Below are 20,551 nucleotides of genomic sequence, written 5' to 3' on the forward strand. Positions count from 1 at the left end.
TATTATAATTACTTTTCCATAAAAGTCTCTGCACGCCCTGGCGTAAACAGTTCCCATAAAGAAGCAACAGTCCATCCGGGTGCAAAAATGTCATTATAATATCCTTTGCCATTCTTCCCGTAATCCCAACTGGTGTGTTGGACAACTTCCGGATAGTAACCCACTTTGGCAATGCCACACATGTGTCCTTCATAAGGCAATAACTGCCGCATAGAGGTTGAAATCACTTCTGCGAAGTCCGAGAAACGGGATTCTTTATATTCGTTCGATAACCAACGAAGTACATCGGCAAATTCAAATACAAACACATCGATATGATTATTTTCTACCGAAACATTTCCCCAACCACGTGTTTTCAAACCAATATCACCCAGCATCTGTCCGGGAGCAAAAGGAACATCCCACAAATAATACCACGATAATGCAAAATAAGCGGCTTGCTTCGTCAGATCAGCATAATGCTTGTGTTCCTCCCCTTTAGTAACTAATGAAAGATAATAGGTAGCAGTTGCAGCATAAAGTGACGCTTCTTTATCCTCACAATTTGCATCAAGGGTAGAAGAAAAATAATCTGCCTTAGAAATCAATTCTTTCTCCAGATAACCCGCAGTCCGCTTGGCACTATCCAAGTAACGTTTATCCTTAAAGTATTTATATCCCATGACTAAAGGTAATGTAGCCGAAGGAGTACTTCCCCCGCTTTTATCTACAACGGAAAAGTCATCACGGAACTTTCGTGGAAAACTACCATCAGCATTTTGCAATTGCAGAAACATATCCAACATTTTTTTCAATCGCTGTTCCCATTCCGGATGCTTGCGCCCTTTTTCTTTTTCATAAGCCAGGAAATGGAAGATTGCATAAAGCCCTTCCGATTGACGACGGATACTATGAACAGGATCCTCAAAGTTCTTATCAAAGTTTACCGATTCCTTAAAAAAGCCTGCTACCGTGAAGCCGTTCTTCAAATAACTATCGAATATTTTGGTACTGTTAACTTTCAAATCTTCCCGGTTACATTCCCAACCATATTCCCAGGCATTGAATGCATTCAGAAGAACACGTCCTATAAAACCAACTTCTGCCTGCCCATTACTTGTACATGCATCTGTTCTAAGATGTATGCCCGAATTATATACCAACGGATATTTATCCACAAAACTACTTACAAAGAATTGGCTAAGAGTCTGCTTCATATATTCAATTGAATAGGGAGCATCTACAGGCTTGGGCAAATATGTATCATAACAATATTCCCAAGTATGGCGCACAAAATCAGAATAATCTTTTGCTTCACCTTCAGTAATTTGCCAAGTCAACAAAATCGTCTCTCCTTTTCTAAGATGCTGATAAGCCGTTACAGCCGGAGCTAATGTCAATTTACGGATATAACTTTTAGGGGCCTCCCGATAAGGAAAGCCGAAAGAAAGAGTAGCAACCCCATCCTTATTTTCAAATCCGGTATACCCCAAAGAAGTCTTATCCGAAAGAATAACCTCCCCTTCGCGATGAGTAGCCAACGTGTTATTTACGAATTTATCCAATCTGTTGACAGTCATAAAACGTTGTTTCTTCTCACAGAAAATCCCGGTGAGAGGTGCGCTTAACCTGTCCTCACTTACAATCCAACTGTCTGAAGTATGGAATGAAGGGGCTTCTTTGGGCGAACGCAGATTACGCCGATACCAGAATCCCGGCATATAGAACAGGCAATCGTTATGGCGGAAGTCTGTTGCCACCTGCTGATTGTAATTAAAGTAAATATCTTCCAATGCAGTGATAGACACACTAATACATATCCCATCGTTACCATCCACTATGTTTTGAGACACAGTCAACGGTATTTTTTCCGAATTCTCCAAATAATAAGTGCCGTTATTATTCTGCGACTTCTGAAAAGTCAATGGATAACATTTCGCGCTATTTCCCGGGACTTTCAAGGAAATAGATGCCGAAATCGATTCCGGCACATTATTAAAAGCTTTAGCAATAGTAGCACATGCTACAAAAGCTATCCCACAAAGTAAATATTTCAGACTCATATAAAATATTAATGTGAATCAGCCTGCCTGATTCTATTTGTACTAAATTGTTAAGGCAAAATTAGGGAACATCCTCCACATTGAATAAAACAAATTGAGCTATAAATAGAAATAATTATCCAAATCGGCAGAAATTCTCCAAAGCCTCAACTACGATCCCATACCCAAACGATTATTTTTCCATAAGAGCGGCAGCACACCACAAATAAGGACCCTGTCCGTGATAATCACCCGTACGGCGCGGACGATCATAATAGTACTGTTTACTGTTCTTCTTATTCGTTCCCACACAAATTTCTCTCACCTGATTTTTATCATTAAGATATGAAACTAAAGCCATCCATGCTTTACGAGCCGCAGGAGCATATTCTTCTGCATCTAGCCAGCCATTCTTAACCCCTTTGATAAATGCGAAAGTAAACATAGCCGAACCTGAAGTTTCAGTCCAACAATCAGACTGGTCGATCAACTGATTCCACAAACCTTCCGGATTCTGATATTTCTTCAGACTTTCCATCATTGTCCGATAACCTTCTAAAATACGCGGACGGTCTTTATGATTCTTAGGCAAACATTGAAGCAACTCTGTCATACCTGCAGCCATCCAACCATTTCCACGTCCCCAATAATAAGGAACATCTGGTGCATGATAGAAAAGGCCATTCGGACGTTGTAGCTCATCCAGATACATCACCATCTCTTTAGCTGCACGATCGATATATTTCTTATCCTTCGTCACTTTATAAGCACGAGTCTGCACGATTGTAATCATATACATATCATCAATCCACAAACGTGTTTGCCAGGAATATCCTTTTTCAGCCCATTCTTTTTCCTCCGGTTTTGCGTTTGCTGGCACTTTCCATTGAGAATCGGCATAAGGCAACCCTAAATACCAATATTTCTTATCTTTTGTCACAAGATACAACTCAAGAGGTAAGCTACCGAACATATTTACATCAACGTGATTCATTATGGGTTGCAACGCCTTCTCTTCAGTAAATAAAGGCTCAAACTTATCTTGCAAACGATTGAGAAGTTCCTTATCTTTTGCAAGATAAGCATATCGCAAAGCCCCGTTCCAATAAAATGTTTCCGGATAACCAATCCATTTTCCAATATGGAGTGCATGCTTCTCGGTTAGAAAGCGATATGCCAATCGTTTACCAATTTCTTCCGGAGTAGAACCTTCCGGAAAGTCCTTCAACATACTTGTTTGAGCAAACAACAACTGAAAAGGAACAAAAAACAATAATATTAATACCTTCTTATACATAACACCTAGTCTTTAATTATTCAACAATATATCTTTCAATTCAACATTATATCCATCTACCCGTAAAAGCATCTTATCAATACCTTCTTTACAGTCTACTTGGAAACGGACCTCTTTAGATTCGCCAGGCATCAAATAAAAGTATCCGTCATCAAAATAAGCCGGACGAATAGGCGCATCAGTTTTCGCATCTCTTAATGTCAATGCTATTGCAGCAGCCAAGTATTGCCCCGGATTTTTCACAATAAGCCTGCCCTCATAATGGTTAGCCTTTTTCGTGAAGTTCTTCACCGAAACATTCACCGAAGAAACCGGCAAATTAGCCAAGACTTTTCCGTCCCATTCCTTCTGATTGAGCCAATAAACATTATCATCAAGCAACTTTCCGCTATTAGTTGTCAACACCAACTTTACCCAGCAGAAATCAGGAAGTCCTTTTATATCCTCTAATTGTATTACAGGAGTCAGTACATTAGCTTTCACATGAGCTACCTTCTGTTGTGAGGAGCGTATCTTTTTTCCTACTTTATCGTAAACCACAACTTCCACTTTCAAATTCCGATATTCCTTCAGCGTAGTATTAATAATATCTACTTTATGATGATTAAGACTCATCTGAATATGAAGAGGACGGCACGCTTTTTGCGTGCCATAATAAGCACCGGCTGTTTCCCCATTCGAACTGTAGTTCTGCCAAACCATACTAGGCCATGCGGGATGACTCATCCAAAGTAGCACTCCAGAAGCATCATTCCACATCTTGCTATTCCATGCTTCAAAAATAGCCCGATGACTTTCGTAATTAATCAATTGTGCTTTCCGGCAAAAATCATCCAAGTTATCGGAAGGTCCCAGTTTACGATCCATCCCTTCCTTATAAAGTTCACTAAAAGTCTTGTCACCATATCTATGGTTATGCCAGTCATGGTAATACCAAACATCACTGATAGGCCAAGTATCCTCTTCCGCCATAAATTCACGAATGGTTTCAGCCGTTGGTAACGAAGGAGTACCCACTTCTGAACGGAAACCACCAGCCAAAGAACGATAATACCATCCGGCATCATATTGATAACGCCAAGGCCCACTTCCTGAACTATTTAATGAACGAGAATTTCCTGTATAGTGCCGGCTACGGTCTTCTTTAGCCAAAGTAGCAGCCAACATGTATTCAAGTTCATTCGGAGCAAACCCCTCATTACGTGCACACCATAAAGCAATGGAAGGGTGATTACGGAAACGACGTACTGTCTCTGTCACATTCCTTATGAACAGACGATAATCTAATGGATTAAGATTAAATCCGTCTGTTGAAAGCCAAAAGTCATTCATCACCAACATGCCATATTCATCACAAAGTTCATAGAACACTTCTTCCGTGCTCTCACCCGTCCAATTACGAATCATATTGTAATTCATATTCTTATGCAACTTCAAAGCTGGTTCCAATCGCTCCCGGGAAACACGCTTCATACCGTCATCCATACCCCAGTTACCTCCTTTGCAATAGATTCGTTGACCGTTCACCTTTATCACCATATATTCTTTCATCAGCGAATCCTTTATTAACTCTATTCCCTGTGAAGATACCGGTTTCAATAAGTTCGGTACAAATTCTCCATCATAATTCGTATAGCGAACCTTACTATCCGTTCTTTTGCGTTTCACAGCATCAAAAACAGGTTTTCCATCCTGCAAAGCAGCAGTCGGATTATAGTTTAACCGCACTACAGGAGAATTATCCTCATATGCAGACAATTCATACTCCAGCTCACGGATACCGATGCGCATCTTCTTAACATCAAGTGTGTCCTTACCTGACGAGACCAGACTTAAAGATGCATCATATAAATACTGTTCTCCATATCCATTGGGCCACCAAAGACGTGGATTCTTCATTTGCAATTCCTTACACTCACGAGGAGTCAGTTTAATCATCCTCTTTTCATTAGCATTCAAAGAAACCGGATAAATAGCAGATACTCCTCCAATATTAAAATGCAAATCAGCAGTACACGCAGTTTTAGAAGAATTATAAATCTCCGTATTAACAATAAAATTAACAGAAGTAGTGTCAGGCAAAGGCAGATCCGTAATCACGTGCGTATCAACAATTTCGAGTTCATTGCCAAATTTTATTCTGACATCCTGCCAAATCCCCATATTTCGGTCGCGTATACCAGGAATCCAATCCCACCCCTCCGAAGAGATAAAAGTAGGACCGTCTAAACATAATGCCCCACCATTGGGACCAATTCCTTCTTTCTTATTTGCCTCATGAGGAATGCCGGGATTATTAGGCGGAAGAATACGGATGGCTAACAGATTCTTTTTGTCATAATCTACCCAACGAGTTATATCAAAGATTCCTCTTTCAAAAGCACCCGTCATGGTCCCTAATAACTGATGATTAAACCATACCTCCGCTTTATAATTAATTCCATTCAGAATCAATTTTACTTTTTCTCCCTTGCTATTACGGGGAATATTAAATGAATTTCGATACCACCAATCCATCCGGCAAAGTGTATCGGGAATCAACAGATTATTAAGCCCCCAATAGGGATCAGGGTATACTCCCTGATCCACCAATGTAGTTAATACCGTACCGGGAACTGTTGCCGAATACCATTCGCTTGTATCTAAATCTTGTGCAAATACCGATTTTTCAGCTGCCCGAGCTTTATATCCTTCTATCATCTCCCAACCTTTGGAAAGTTGATATTCCCAATCAGAAAGCGGACTCAATTCTCCGGGTTCTACCACCTTCTTTTTAGGCTTAGCTGTCTGAAATGAATGTTTTGAATGAGGTATCACTTCGGAACTTTGCTCCTGAGGTAAACCGAAATTCCATTTTAGTTTCTGTGAATAAATACATTCTGCTGAAGAAAATAGAAAAACAATAATGCAAATAATGTATATATTCAGTTTAATTCTCATCATCTTATCATCGATTATTTAATTCGCAGTTTCTTCACATCATCACATACAGCTACCGCTACACGTGAATCTGCACAACCATAATAAAGGTACAGTTTCTTTTTGTGATAGACAAGCCCTTCTATAAAGACTGTCCCATCCTTATATTGCCCGCTCTTCTCAAAAGGAGCTTCAGGAGCAAAGAAAGGCTTATCAAGACGATCTAAAACTTTATAAGGATCATTATTGTCAAACAGCATCTGTCCCGCGCAATAAACTCCCGACGGATAGTCCATATCCCTGTCTTTTCCTGCATTTTTTCCATTATACAAGAGCACAATGCCATGTTTGGTACGAATAGCCGGTGGTCCACACTCCGTCATTTGACAATCAAAGTGCCCTTTACGCGGCTGCGCCAATTTCTTCAATTCTCCTTTTTCGTCCAGAACCGGATACCAATCAATCAAATTATCGGAAGTAGCGGCATATACCGCATACTCTCCCCAATACATAAAATATTTACCATTGACTTTATCAATTACAAGTTGACTGCCTTTCAACCTAGTCACAATAGAAGCCGATTTACAAAATAGGTTATTAAAGCGACCGTTGTATGCTTTCCCGAAAGCAAGCCCATGTTTGGTCCAGTTTTTCAAATCTCGCGAAGTTGCCACGGAAAGGCGCGCTTTTTTCCGGTTCCATGCCGTATATAACATCACATACAATCCGTCTTCGGTCATTGTCACACGAGGGTCCTCACAACCACCCGACCAATCTAAGTCTTTAAAGTTATCCTCAGCAGGGAAAAGCACTGGATTGCCCAACCTCTTCATTTCAATGCCATCTTTGCTTTCGGCATAACCAATACGTGAAGTTCTTTTGCCTATACCTTGAGCAGAGTTGTCTTCCGCACGATAAAGCACCACAATTTTTCCGTCTTTTACAGTGGCTGCCGGGTTAAAAGTATCACTTTCCTCCCATTTCACTTGCTCTCTCCGCATCGGGCAGTAAAACTCTGTAGGCAACGGTGATATGACAGGATTGACTCCTTCAGGACGCAGAAATGGACCCAGCGTCCAATTATTATCTTGTTCTTCTGGAGGAGTATCTAAAGATGGCGCATCAGTAAATCCGCATGCGGTCAATATACCAACCACACCAATGATAAATTTCAGTTCTAGTTTCATCTTAGTTCTTTCATTACTTCAATTTATACTCTTGTCTTTTTATATTCCAACCCTTCAGTACCAATACAGCTCCGTTTTTCAACTTTCCTTTTGCAGTTTCAATGGTTACTGTTTTCTTTTCACCCGGCATCAGGGAGAAAAAATTGTCTGTATAAAACGACGGACGTATCGGACTCATCTTTGAATTCAAGAATTGCAACTGATTAAAGAAAGCAATCTGACTGGATGTATTTCTCAAAGTAATATCTACAAAATAGTTATTATTATCTTCTCTCATTTTATAGGTCAGTTTCACCTTTGCCTGCTTCAACTTGCTCAAGTCTTCGAAACCTGAAGCAGCTGGACCGGTCAAAGTCTTACTACCTTCATATTTATCATTAGAACGCCAATAGAAGTTAGAAGAAACATCTTTTCCTTTTTCATCTTTCAAAATCAGCTTGATAAAATGAACTTGAGATATATTTTCCGGGAAACGAATAGTCAATGCATCGTTAACCACTCCGTCCGAAGGCAAATTAATTGTTGCTGATTCTTCAAAAACTTTCTTACTGTCAATATCATACACCTGTGCTATTACTTTGTAATTCTTAAATTCACGGTAATAGTCATTCACTACAGACACTGTATTTTTAAGATAGTCAAACTGCGTATGCAGTGGTTCCAGTGAGTTAGCTGTGTGATAAAGCGATGCTGTCGGTTCCAGAGACCAGTCCCACATACGGGAAGCCACTTGAGGCATAGAGCAGTTATGATACCAAAACAAAAGTCCGGAACAGAAACGATCACCATAATCCAGTTTATTGTAGTTCCATACTTCCCAGATACTCTTCGAATTAATAGCTCCCAACAATTGCCCTTTCTGTGCAAACTCATCGATGGATGATGATTTTCCGTAGTTATTCACCAAGTCTGTATACATAGTACTCATCAGATGGAAACCATTTCCATCCAGATAATCCCATACTTCCTTATTGATAGGCCAAAGGTCTTTTTCATCCATCATTTCCCGGAGGATTTCCACAGTCGGAAGAGTAGGTGCACCGTATTCCGGATTAAATCCGTCTACACGGCTTCCTCTGGGAGAGGCTGTATTTTCATAATGCTGCATCGGATTTACCTGTTTGTAAGGACTGCCATCATGCACCCCTTCACATTCGGATTGCATCTGGAATCCACGTGTACCATCCAGTTTATTCAGTAATTCAGGAGTACCGGTAACTTCTGTACTCTCATTAGAAGCAACATAATAAGCCAAAGATGGATGATTACGAATACGTTTTACGGTAGATTCCACATTACTCATATAGAGAGCCTTATCATGTGGATGACGAGTGTCACCGGTCATCCAGAATTCTTGCCATACCAACAGTCCCAGTTCATCACATAACTGGAAGAAATAATCAGATTCTGCAATTCCGCCTCCCCACATTCTTAAAAGGTTGACACCGGACTGACGGGAGTAGCGCAACTCAGCATAAGTACGTTCATCCGAAGTTCTCAACATTGCTTCCGGTATCCAGTTGGTACCACGAATAAATAATCGTTTGCCGTTCACATAAAAGACACGTGATTTATCTGGAGTCTTTCTATCCGAGACTATTTCACGAATACCAAATCTTGTTTTCACAGAGTCACATTCTTTACCATCAACTGACACTGTCAGCTTTAGGTCATATAAGTTTTGTGGTCCTTTATTGACAGGCCACCAAAGTTTCGGAGAGTTAATAATCAGTTGCGGGAACTCTTCGGGAGAGAAGGTTGCTGTTTTTTCTTCTCCACGCATCAGTCGGAAGGTCTTTTCAAAAGTGATATTTTCACCCACAATTTCACCCTTCACTTTGCAACTGATGACCCGGTTACTGGTCGATGGATTGATAATTTCAACAGATACAGTCTCACGTGCCTGGTCATAATCGGGTTTTCTCAATTCAGATTTAACGAAAGGATGGCGTAATGCTACTCTGCCTGTAGCATAGAGAGAAATATTTTTCCATATACCTGTGTTACGGTCACGGATACCGTCCATAAAGGTAAAGTCCCAACCTACCGTCATCAACATGGTAGTATTTAAACCAATGTTTCCGTTTCCACCGTTATGGAATTCACCGGCTGCTCCCCAGGATTTCGGCTTCGCACTTCCGGGAACATCTACCGGATAGACCTTTATAGCCAGTCCGTTCTTTTCCCCGACTTTCACAAAATCCGTAACATCAATGTAATCCTGAATAAACATACCGTTCATTGTGCTCAACAGGTTGCCATTCACCCATACTTCTGCCCGGTAGTTGATACCATCCAACTGTAACCAGACAGTCTTTCCCTTGAATGATTGAGGAACAGTAAAATCTGTACGAAACCAGTATGTGTAAAAGTCACGTCCGGTTTCAGAAATATCCGGTATCAATTTAGATTCAATCTTATTATTGATTCCATAGTAAGGCTCCGGGTATTTTTGGTTATACACCAAAGAATTCAAAACTGTTCCGGGAACGATGGCCGGCATCCAATTTGCAGTTGCATAATTGGATAAAGAAATCTTTTCTCCGGGATCTGTTGCATCTCCAGCTTTTATCATTTTCCACTGGTAGTCGCCCTGATGACCAATTTCAGAATCAAGCCAGATGCGTTGCGCATTTCCGACATTGTTCTTCCCATTCTGTGCTGTCACTACTGCAGCAAAAAGTAATAATAAAATCGGGAAAAAGGTTTTAGCAATGTTGTGCATATTCGTACGTTACAATTTATTGGTTTATATAATCTTAAAAGTCTAAAACGGATGAGGACAAAAATAGTGTTTTCTACCTGTCCGGCATGCTAAAAACAAGTCAATAAATGAAATTTGAGTCCCAAACTGCCATATATTGCCTATTTGAAGGTTATCTAGCAACAGACAAAAAGACATTAGTTAATCATTGGTTTATCCATTACAAATAGTTAGCATATTAGCTATTAATAGCTGAATTCTCGGATATTAATACCTTACACGACAGGTATTAATATCCGAGACCTCAATAATTAACAGCCTGGCGACTCTCTAATTCCGTTACACCGTTCCGTCATTTAGTAAAGACAAATTCTGTCCGTAATCCCCGGTGATCGAACACTTCTTCGAAAGGCCCCCAATTAGGAAGAACAATATCCGATGTTTCTGTGTTCTCGCCTATTACCTGAGAACTTTTTACTTCCGTGTTGGGAGACAAGGTATAAAGAGTGAGATCTAATCGGTCTTTAGTGTCCTTCTCGCTCGGACGCGGTGTCCACGTGAATCCCGGATGCGTCACAGGATCCGGATGTATCGTTCGGTAAGCATCACCTTTTATACCGCCTTCCCACAAAGAATGGGTGGTAGGCCACTGAACAACGTAAGAAACAAGGCCTGCTGACAAGGCACCTTCCGTCCAGTCAAGCCATGACGGTTCATTGAAATCACCCGAGAGACAAACAAAAGGAGTGGTAGACGAATTAAAGTCCTCCAGCAGTTTGTCCACCATGCCTTGACGGGCTTCTTTATTGACTTTCACTACATAGTCGACATCGTCCGTACCCTCATATCCTTTATATTCGATACCATTCAACTGATAAGGACCGTAAGGGAAGTAAGCGCCATGACAGTTCATCACCAATACGACAACACCTTCGCCTAAGTTGATATAGACACCATATTTGTTCGGTGTAATCCCTGAGAAAGGATAGCGCGATATAATACTGCATTTCCCCTGTCCATTGTTGGAGTGAGTATGCACGTAAAGCCCCTGTGCTTGTATATCAGATTCAGAGAGCCCACTGCATTCCTGCGCACAAAGCACATCCACATCAATTCTATTGAAGTAATCCAACACAACGGAAGTCGATTTACCCCATAAATTTTGCGTAGCAAGTTTCAGCGTTTTGGGTGCTACACGTGTTGTCCAAGTAGCAGCAACTTTTCCATTTGCATCAGCAGACATTTCAATATAGTAAGCCTTTCCACTGCCTACATTCAGCGCAAGCCCCACCGGTACCGTTACCCGTACGTCCTGTTCTCCAGAAATCGGATGAGTGATATGCAGTGTAGCATTCACTCCAAAGGTTCCGGCACACATATCTGGAAGCATATAACATACATCCTCTTGGGGCACATACTGATAGGGCTTTCGGGTTGCTACCGGAAGATTCTCATATTCACTGTAATGTTGAGGTTCGATATGAGCATAAGGAACAGAAGAGGCGGCATCCGCAAAAGTCACGGAATTCACTGTAATATCCGAAGCAGTATCCAGATCCTTTTGCAAAACGATCTTAGATGCACGCGGAGCAAGAGTAACCTGCACCGATGCAGACGCAGCTGCTACACGAAGTGTACCATCTTTTTCATTACCTCTACTGACAAGCATCGCCATCGGATCAGCTAACGGCAATTGAGGAGCATACGCTTCTAAATCCCAATAAGTTTTACCAGAAGTCAATTCTGGAAATTTATCGGCTGTGGTACACAAAAACAAGAATCGATAAACGATTCCTTTAGTTACAGAAACCTTTATTTCATTTACTGCATCCCCTATACTTCCTGTTTTGTCAAACAGATAGTTATATTGATCGTCAAAACAGAATATCTTCCATTTCATTCCGTCCAAAGACACAGAAGACCTAGTGGGGGACATCGTTAACCCTCCCTCCATGTTCAGACTGAAACGTATTTCTTTTGTGTCATCCTCCTTTTGTACATCACTTACATATCCTTCAGCACAAGCCGTGAATAAGCTAGAAATCATTAGAAGAATCACAAATAAAGTATTCTTTAGCATTATCTTACAATTTAATCATTGAATATATATCCTTTCGAGAATCCATATAATTATTCCCAACCGGCTTTATCACGTATACACCTATAAGGGATTCCGTAATCCTTCTTCACATCCCAATTATTATAATCATAGAATGTCTTGTCTTTTATAGAGAGATCTTTCTCATTGATATTCAACCAAGCCACGCTTGGCCAAGTGCCATAACAAGCTAAATCTTTCACATTGGGAGTAGCTTTATTGTATGGGTATCCCGCCAATATACGCAAATCGGTAGCCTCACCGTCTGCCTCGGACCAACAGTAAGTATATACAGACTCCATTACTTGTGACTTGAGATGCTCTCCTACCCACAAAATATACTCTTTGGCCTCTACATTGTTCAATGCTGTCCAGCCCTCGGGACAAAGATTCTTCGCCCCTTCATTACCCGTCTTACCTTTCATAGGAGTATCAAACGTAAATCCCTCAGTTCCACAGAAATACGCCTTATCCACAGTGTTATGCACAAGATACGTAGACTGACGACAATGTACTGGCGAATAAAGTTTCTCCCCTTTTGACAAACAAGGCAGCGGAGTGCCCGGATACGGATCGACAAACCCGATGGCCAGCAGATTTTCGTCTGTAACAGCCCCACTAAGATGTGTGATAGCAAACTGGCTTGTCTTCGCAGGATGTGCAGTCACCGTATAAACAATCTCATGACGATAAAGACCACTACCTGCATCTTTAGTAGATGAAGAAATAGTAAGCCATGCAGGCAAACTTCCGTCATACGCAGCGTCCAATGCTGCTGAGCTATAATCTGTAACAACACGTTTTATAGTATATGGCATTGCGGCATCAGCTGCAATTTTTACATAAGTCCCTTTAATATCTGTACCAGCAATGATAGTAGCTTTATTATCCATTACGGAGATTCCGTCTTCAATCGTTACCCAATCAATTGAAGTTCCGTCTTTCCATTCTTCTACTGAAATATCAAAGCCTGTAGAACCGGCTATCTTTTTCGTATTAAGCTGATAGAGATAGTTGGCCTCCACATTAATATCAGCAGTAAGATTCAGATAAAGAGTCGGACCTTCTGTATTGGTATTGGCAAGTTTAGTGGTAGCCCATACTACTGTTTTTTCATTTTGCTCAAGAGTTGAAGTCAACCGAGTCGGATAAAGATAGAAACTTTTCCCATCATTAGCTAAATCAGTTGCTGGTATTTCCAGAACATCAGCAGATATATTGCCTGCATTACCACTTACATCACCTATGAATCCTTGAGTGTATCTATTCTTAATATATACCTTATCGATCACTAATCCCGATTCTGTTGGATCATTCAACAAATCAAATCTAGCTACACGTCTTTTAAGTTTTACATCAACCTGATTATTGGAAGATTCTACATCGGCAACTGTTACATACTCCTTACCATCTGTTTTAACATTAGACATAACAAATGGAGGATTCAACTTACCACTCTCCGCAACAGTTTTACTATTTAGTAATTCATCGACTGTATTTGCTCCACTCATATTAGGGAAGTTGTTCTCATCCTCACTCTCCACAATGATGAATCTCTTTTCTCCTCCAGTCGAAGAAGTTAATTCAACAGTATATGACCTTGTATCACCGTTTGTACCCACGGAAGCAGCCGCATAATTTAAGACATATCTTTGTTCATACTTACCTTCTTTGCTAAATTGATAAAAGGCTATTTTGTCATTAGTGCCTCCATTTTCGTCACCTACACCTACTGCCCTTGTAAGGAATGCCCCCGGAGTATGCAAGTTAAATGTTATTTTACTTTTGCCAGAAGGCTGTTCATCGGGAGTTGGGGTTTCATCACTTTTCGAACAACCAACTAATAAAACAGTTAAGAATAAAGCTAGACATATATAAATATTCTTTAGAATCTTGTAGTTTTTCATATGTAAACAAATTAATTACGCTCCTTATCCCAAAAGAGCTGTTTAAACCATTAATAAATTGTTTTATAGTTCTAAAAAACTTGAGAGGCTGTGCCCAATCCCAACTTTAGCACTGCCTCTCAATATTATATTCATCAATCAACACCCCATCAATTCCATTCGATTTGTTGGTCTTCGTCCGGAATCAATGTATTCAAGTCACGTTGCATACTTAATGTACCTTCTACTCTATATTTCATACGGTTGCCCGGACTAAGCGTATAGTCCTCAAATGAGTATCCCATAGACAAAGTGATATAGATATGCTTCAAGTAAGGCTTCACAGGATCGTTCTCTTCGACAATCGTATAATAAGGAGCTTCCTTAAATTTGTCATCATCTCCTTCGCCCAGTAACACAACTTTAAAGTTATTACCATCCTCACCCCCGTTATCGGTCCACAACCTTAGTTTCTTCTTCAACTCACTTCCTTCATTAAGCGGTTCATCCGTAAACTCCACATACAGCTTATACTTTTTACGATCTAAGTAATTCACATCACGAACCCCCATGTAAAGCATAATGGTCTTTTCGTCATACACATAAGCTTTATGAGTAGCTAACATGAAGTTATCCTTCTGATTCTCCAAGAATATCTTCAACAAGCTGCCATCATATGAGCCTGAATAATCATTGAACGGAATAATATTCAACAATGCTTTCCGATAGTGCAGACGGTTATTCACCTGATAGTTATAAGACGGATCATCCTGAATTGTCAATGGTAGAATATATTTATCCGACATATCCAACGGTTTAGCATTGTTCTGCCCTCCTAGTGTGAAATCAATAGGTAACAGTGCTTCAGATTCACCCGCAGGCATTTCTACTGTTTCCGGTATGGAATAATACTGTTGATCCAACAAATGGTAAAAAAGTTCCTGACGACGTTCACCGAAACGTTCATGATTCAACACATCCAATGTATCTTTGTCGAGTGCTACATGGATAGTTCTTGCCTGTGTGTTCATTGTAGAACCACTCAACAAAACCGGAAGCTGATAAGTCACCACCCCTCCTGGTTTGTAGCGTACATAAGTAGAAGTTACTCCTTCATTATTAATCTCCGCCTTGAAAGATGCCAACTGTTTGAATTGTTCATCTTCCCACTCATTGTTACATGAAGTGCAACATACTGCCGCCATCATGCCAATCAATAATTTATATATATTATTCATCTTTTCTATCCAAATTTAGTAGGTTTATTCCGGATCTTTCCAGCCCGGATTCTGAATCATCCACATATTTCGTTTCATTATATTGTGATGGATCGGCCAAAACCACATCTTCGTAGTAAACATAGTAGGCAACGAAGTGACCTCTATCGGTGTATGAAAACCATCCGGATTTTCCGAAGTTAAATAGATATTACAACCGTAAATGGGAAGAGCCTCTTCAATGGGAGCATCACACCAACGACGAATATCAAAGAAACGATGCCCCTCCGCAAACAGCTCAATCTGACGTTCACGTTTTACTTTAATACGGAACTTCTTTACATCATCGTACACCTCATAGTCTGGCAAGCCGGCACGAATGCGAATAGGCTGAATACCTTCCTTCAAAGCTGTTGCCGAACGTGTGATTGTATACATAGTCTCACCATTCCAAGAAGGTATTTCATAAGAGCCTTCGACTTCGTTCAATGCTTCCGCATAATTCAACAGGATTTCCGCATATCGAATGTCCGGAGCATATTTTTGCACTACACGACTCACATCATACGATTTTTCAGAATCAGCTAAATCCTTCGGATGTACAAACTTCTTAATACCGATGCCAGTACTCAAATAGTTAGTACCTGCTTTGTAACCATCTTGAGCATCTCTGTAGTAGAAAATGGGAACATTCGTTTCCTCTTTATCCTCTGCACTTGCATTCAACATATGCCATACACTACCATTGTAGGCTACTGATGCATAGAAACGAGGTTCACGATCCGCATACTGCTTGGAAACGCCAGTTCCCTTTGGACCTAATTCAGGATGTTTAGACAATTCGGACGTTTCAACCACGCCTGAAACACGCGGTTGTTCATTGTAACGGCTCGGATCGGTATATCCGTCCATACCCTTATACATAGAATTCATACCCGGACAATCTCTACCATCTTTCATATAATAAGCATCACATTGCTTCTGCGTCATACCATGGCAGTTATACCCACCACCTTGTGAACGAGGTAACTGATGGATAACCATTACTCTGATATTCTCAGCACCCTGATTGACACCTCTGGTAAATATAATTTCTTCATTATTGTATGCCCCCACTTCTCCATCAAACAAAGAACGGTATGATTCGAACGGATCAATATTCTTCCAACCGTAGGGCCAATCCTGCGAATGGAAAGTTCCATTATCGTCTGGCGGAGTAATAGTTGTCGGGTAAGCCATATCATCACTTTCTCTTTTATAAGCTACATACAACTGATACCGTTTCAAGTCCATTACATCTTTAGCTGCTGCAGCAGCTCTTGCCCACTTCCGGTTGTCGTATGTATCAGACAGCAACTTGCGACCGCTCTTATCAACCAATGCATCGATCACCTCTGACGGTGCTTGTCCGTTATATAAAGGACTTGCCGCATATAAAAGCACACGTGAACGAAGTGCCAATGCCGCACCACGTGTAGGACGAACAATATTTTGTACATCGCGTGTATCGTCCAACATTGTAGCCGCCTTCACCAATTCCTCAGCAATGTAATCCGCACACTCATCATATGTATTTCGAGGATAAGCGATATCATCATACTCTTTCGTATAATCGACACCTTCATCCGGTACAATGGGCACCGGACCAAACGAACGAATCAGCATCCAGTAGAAATATGCACGCAAAAAATGAGCTTGCCCTTTCATATCTGTAATCTCAGCTTCAGTAAGCTCTTTATTACCATCCACGTTATGAATGAAAATGGAGACGTGACGAATCGCTTGATAGGCAGCCTGCCATATATACAAACTGTTTCCACTACCTAATCCTTTTTCCGTATAGTTCCCACCTTTCCAGTCTACATAATTCAAATCTATGTAGTACATATCATCTGCAAAGTTGAAACTAGTGTTCTTTTTACTGTTCACTTGTTGCAGATAATCGTGCTTCATATAAGCGTATCCTTTTGCCAACCATTCATTGGTATAGTCCTTACTTTGAAACACATTCTCAATGTTAACACGTTCCTCAAAAGGTAGTCTGAGTCCAAATAATCGGTGCATCCGACAACCATGGTACTCACTCCTAATATAAAACCTAAATTTATTATAAGTTTCTTCATATTCTGTTCTTGTTTATAGATTAACTGATACGCCTAACGAAAGCGTCTTGCTCAACGGGTATTTCTTTCCGTCCGAACTTCCCAATTCCGGATCCCAATATTTAAACGGAGAGAATGTCAACAAATTGGTTCCGATAAAGAAAACACGTACTTGATTCAAATGAATCTTATTAACCCAAGCTTTCGGAAAGGTATAACCGATATCCAAAGTCTTTAGACGAAGATAAGAACCATCTCTCAACCAATAATTAGATTCTTGATAGTTATTTTTATTATCACCATAAGTCAGACGGGGGAATTCCGCATTTGGGTCTTCATTTTCACCCAAAATCCAACGGTTGCTTTCTGCCATTTCCTTCAAAACATTTCCCCAGCCATCACCACCTTGGAACATAAAGATAGTTGTACCTTTGACAAAGAAAGACGACTTACCAGCTCCTTGGAAATGAGCATTGAAATCCAATCCTTTCCATTTGGCCGAAAAACCAAAGCCATACACCAAGTTAGGACGAGTAGTAGCACCAATAGCTACCCGGTCATTCGAGTCAATTATACCATCACCATTAACATCTTTATATTTAATATCACCGGGCATCACCTCACCAAAGGTTTGCTTCGGACTATTTCTGATTTCTTCATAATCTTTGAACAACCCTAAAGCAATAAGCCCTCTTGCCTGATTAACACGATGTCCTTGCGCCAATTTATATTCGTAAATGGTATTCTCTTCATCTTTTTCTATCACTTCGTTCTTACTGAAAGTAATATTACCGCGTAATGTAAAATTCACCTTACCGAGTTTTTGTTTGAATGCAAAATGACCATCAAATCCTTTGGCTTCTACAATACCAACATTTGCTTTTGAAGCATTGTCAATTCCCACCTCGTAAGGAATATAAGAACGAGTCATATAGATACCATCGCGACGTTCTTTAAAGTAGTCAATCTCTCCAGTCAGTTTGTCATTAAAGAAAGAAAAGTCAATACCCAAATCTTGTTTAGTAGCAACTTCCCACGAAATAGCAGGAGAAGCCACTGTTGAGTAATATTTTCCATTCCACAATTTCTCTCCAGTTCCAATATCTTCAAAATGATAAACATTATTATCGGTTGCTATCGAATACAAATAGGGGAAACGTACCCTTTTATTGCCTTCGTACAAAGCATCATTTCCAGTCTTTCCATAAGAATAACGGATTTTCAACATATTCAGCCACTTTCCAGCAATCTTTTTCATGAATGGTTCCTCAGCCAAGTTCCATGCACCGGAGATAGCCGGGAAGAATCCGAAACGATGGTCTTTGTGAAAGTTCTCCGAACCGTTGTATCCAAAATTGAAATCAATAAAATAACGATAATTCCAGTTATAGTTGAAACGTCCGGCTATTCCCTGATTACGATAAGGAATACCATTCTTCAAGTCTGTACCTATATTTTGAGTAAAAATCTTAGAAGCCTGTGTATACTTCAGGACACCTCCGACGTGATGAGTTTTGAAAGCACGACTATAGTGCAGTTCCCATTCAAAGAACTCTCTCTTTTCTCCTTCCGAATTGGAAGACTGCGACATCACTTTCTCGTCTCTGATTTTCGTGAAATTCAATGTTCCATCCGGCTGACGATAGCGGTCGGCCTTGTAAGCAGCCGGAGATTTATAACGTTTAATCCAATTGGAGTTATACGTATCATATCCGAATCTACCTACAAAACGCAATCCCTTGGTTACAAAATCCAGTTTCTGTTCCAGTGTAAGACTGGTTTGAATATTATTCTTCCAACTTTCATTATATCCGGATTGTGTAGTCATTACCCAAGGATTCATATTATCATCCTTATCTGCCCATCCCGGGATTTTTCCATCTGAATATTCTGCTGGCATCATGATAGAATTATATCCCATCAATACAGTCCACAAATTATCTGTACCACTACCCGTATCATTCTGTTTACGCAAAGAACCGGACACACCGACTTTAAGCAAAGTAGTTTTCGTAATATCAATATCCACATTCATACGGTATGTCCATTTTCTGAAATGTGCGTTTGTATTATAATCCTTAAGACTTTTGTCAGTCTTATACATACCTTGTTGGTCCTGATAACTTCCGGAAACAAAGTAACGTGCAGTTTTACCACCACCACGCATATTCAACGTTGCACGTGAACTCCAAGCACCGTCACGCAATACCATATCCATCCAATCTACATCCGGAAAACGGTCTGGATCAAGTTGCGTACGAAACAGTTCCAATTCTGATGGCGAATATAAAGCCTCTTGATTTCTTGTCAAACGAGCTTCATTAGCCATAGAAGCATATGTATAACCGTCTACAAATTCCGGTGCCTTTGTAAAAGTGCTATAGAACCCCTCAACCTTTGCATCAATATTGATTTTACCTTCCTTACCACGTTTTGTATTAATCAAGACTACACCATTGGCTCCCTTACTACCATAAATAGCCGTTGCGGAAGCATCTTTCAATACTGTAAATGATTCAATATCTTCCACGCTCACTTCATCAATATCACGTTCAAATCCATCAACAAGTACCAGTGCAGCCGTATTAGCACCAAAAGTAGATATACTACGAATCCAGAACTCAGATACACTACCCGGTCGTCCAGAAGTTTGCATAGCCATTACACCCGGAACAACACCTGCCAATCCATCCACCACAGAAGTGGAAGGAACCGATTTCAACGCATCTACATCCACATTAGTAATGGCACCAGTCACTGCTATTTTCTTTTGTGCTCCCGTACCTGTAATTACGACTTCATCAATAATTGTACTAGCTGCTTCTTTCATTTTTACGTTGATGGTTTTCTGTTCTTTTACCAGTACCACCACAGTTTCATATCCTATATATGAGAATACAAGTCTGTCATAAGCAGATGCTTTTATTTTGTATCGACCATTTATATCAGTGATGACACCCAATCCAGGCATATTCTGTATTGCAATATTCACACCAATCAAAGGTTCCTTATTCTCATCGGTCACCACTCCAGTTATCATTGCACTTTCCTGCGCCCATACGGTTATGGAAAAGAGCAGCAATAACATACATGCAATTAATTTTTTACTCCTCATAAAAT

9 protein-coding genes and 1 pseudogene are annotated in these 20,551 nt (G+C 40.3%); all 10 read right to left on the reverse strand.

Annotation, left to right across the window (positions count from 1 at the left end; translation table 11 throughout):
- Positions 1-8: 8 nt before the first annotated feature.
- The gene (locus NXX38_RS04555; RefSeq protein ID WP_217720925.1) at positions 9-2,042 is read right to left on the reverse strand and encodes a hypothetical protein; all 2,034 of its coding nucleotides are present in this window, start codon (positions 2,040-2,042) and stop codon (positions 9-11) included.
- 172 nt (positions 2,043-2,214) lie between these two features.
- Positions 2,215-3,318, reverse strand: a complete 1,104-nt coding sequence (locus NXX38_RS04560; protein ID WP_148365636.1) for a glycoside hydrolase family 105 protein — start codon at positions 3,316-3,318, stop codon at positions 2,215-2,217.
- Positions 3,319-3,330: 12 nt separating this feature from the next.
- On the reverse strand, positions 3,331-6,258 hold the full coding sequence (locus tag NXX38_RS04565; RefSeq protein WP_217721028.1) for a glycosyl hydrolase 2 galactose-binding domain-containing protein: 2,928 nt from the start codon (positions 6,256-6,258) through the stop codon (positions 3,331-3,333).
- 14 nt (positions 6,259-6,272) lie between these two features.
- A complete protein-coding gene (locus NXX38_RS04570; protein ID WP_258978672.1) occupies positions 6,273-7,424 on the reverse strand; it encodes a glycoside hydrolase family 130 protein in 1,152 nt (383 codons plus the stop codon).
- Positions 7,425-7,437: 13 nt separating this feature from the next.
- Entirely contained in the window at positions 7,438-10,149 is a 2,712-nt protein-coding gene (locus tag NXX38_RS04575; RefSeq protein ID WP_258978673.1) for a glycosyl hydrolase 2 galactose-binding domain-containing protein, read from the reverse strand.
- 331 nt (positions 10,150-10,480) lie between these two features.
- Positions 10,481-12,208 (reverse strand): endonuclease/exonuclease/phosphatase family protein, encoded by a 1,728-nt coding sequence (locus NXX38_RS04580; protein ID WP_258978674.1) that lies wholly within the window; start codon positions 12,206-12,208, stop codon positions 10,481-10,483.
- A 50-nt stretch (positions 12,209-12,258) separates the two neighbouring features.
- The gene (locus tag NXX38_RS04585; RefSeq protein ID WP_217720921.1) at positions 12,259-14,133 is read right to left on the reverse strand and encodes a hypothetical protein; all 1,875 of its coding nucleotides are present in this window, start codon (positions 14,131-14,133) and stop codon (positions 12,259-12,261) included.
- Positions 14,134-14,282: 149 nt separating this feature from the next.
- A complete protein-coding gene (locus NXX38_RS04590; protein WP_217720920.1) occupies positions 14,283-15,350 on the reverse strand; it encodes a DUF4973 domain-containing protein in 1,068 nt (355 codons plus the stop codon).
- A gap of 24 nt (positions 15,351-15,374) precedes the next feature.
- Positions 15,375-17,452: pseudogene (locus tag NXX38_RS04595) on the reverse strand (RagB/SusD family nutrient uptake outer membrane protein).
- A gap of 13 nt (positions 17,453-17,465) precedes the next feature.
- Positions 17,466-20,546 (reverse strand): TonB-dependent receptor, encoded by a 3,081-nt coding sequence (locus NXX38_RS04600; protein WP_258978675.1) that lies wholly within the window; start codon positions 20,544-20,546, stop codon positions 17,466-17,468.
- Positions 20,547-20,551 lie beyond the last annotated feature (5 nt).

It is taken from the genome of Bacteroides sp. BFG-637 (assembly GCF_024793605.1).
In the GTDB taxonomy this organism is placed as follows: Bacteria; Bacteroidota; Bacteroidia; order Bacteroidales; family Bacteroidaceae; genus Bacteroides; species Bacteroides vicugnae.

Excerpts from the sequence above, each read along its gene's own strand:
- NXX38_RS04555 (WP_217720925.1), bottom strand. The coding sequence starts at position 2,042 with ATGAGTCTGAAATATTTACTTTGTGGGATAGCTTTTGTAGCATGTGCT.
- NXX38_RS04560 (WP_148365636.1), bottom strand. The coding sequence starts at position 3,318 with ATGTATAAGAAGGTATTAATATTATTGTTTTTTGTTCCTTTTCAGTTG.
- NXX38_RS04565 (WP_217721028.1), bottom strand. The coding sequence starts at position 6,258 with ATGAGAATTAAACTGAATATATACATTATTTGCATTATTGTTTTTCTA.
- NXX38_RS04570 (WP_258978672.1), bottom strand. The coding sequence starts at position 7,424 with ATGAAACTAGAACTGAAATTTATCATTGGTGTGGTTGGTATATTGACC.
- NXX38_RS04575 (WP_258978673.1), bottom strand. The coding sequence starts at position 10,149 with ATGCACAACATTGCTAAAACCTTTTTCCCGATTTTATTATTACTTTTT.
- NXX38_RS04580 (WP_258978674.1), bottom strand. The coding sequence starts at position 12,208 with ATGCTAAAGAATACTTTATTTGTGATTCTTCTAATGATTTCTAGCTTA.
- NXX38_RS04585 (WP_217720921.1), bottom strand. The coding sequence starts at position 14,133 with ATGAAAAACTACAAGATTCTAAAGAATATTTATATATGTCTAGCTTTA.
- NXX38_RS04590 (WP_217720920.1), bottom strand. The coding sequence starts at position 15,350 with ATGAATAATATATATAAATTATTGATTGGCATGATGGCGGCAGTATGT.
- NXX38_RS04600 (WP_258978675.1), bottom strand. The coding sequence starts at position 20,546 with ATGAGGAGTAAAAAATTAATTGCATGTATGTTATTGCTGCTCTTTTCC.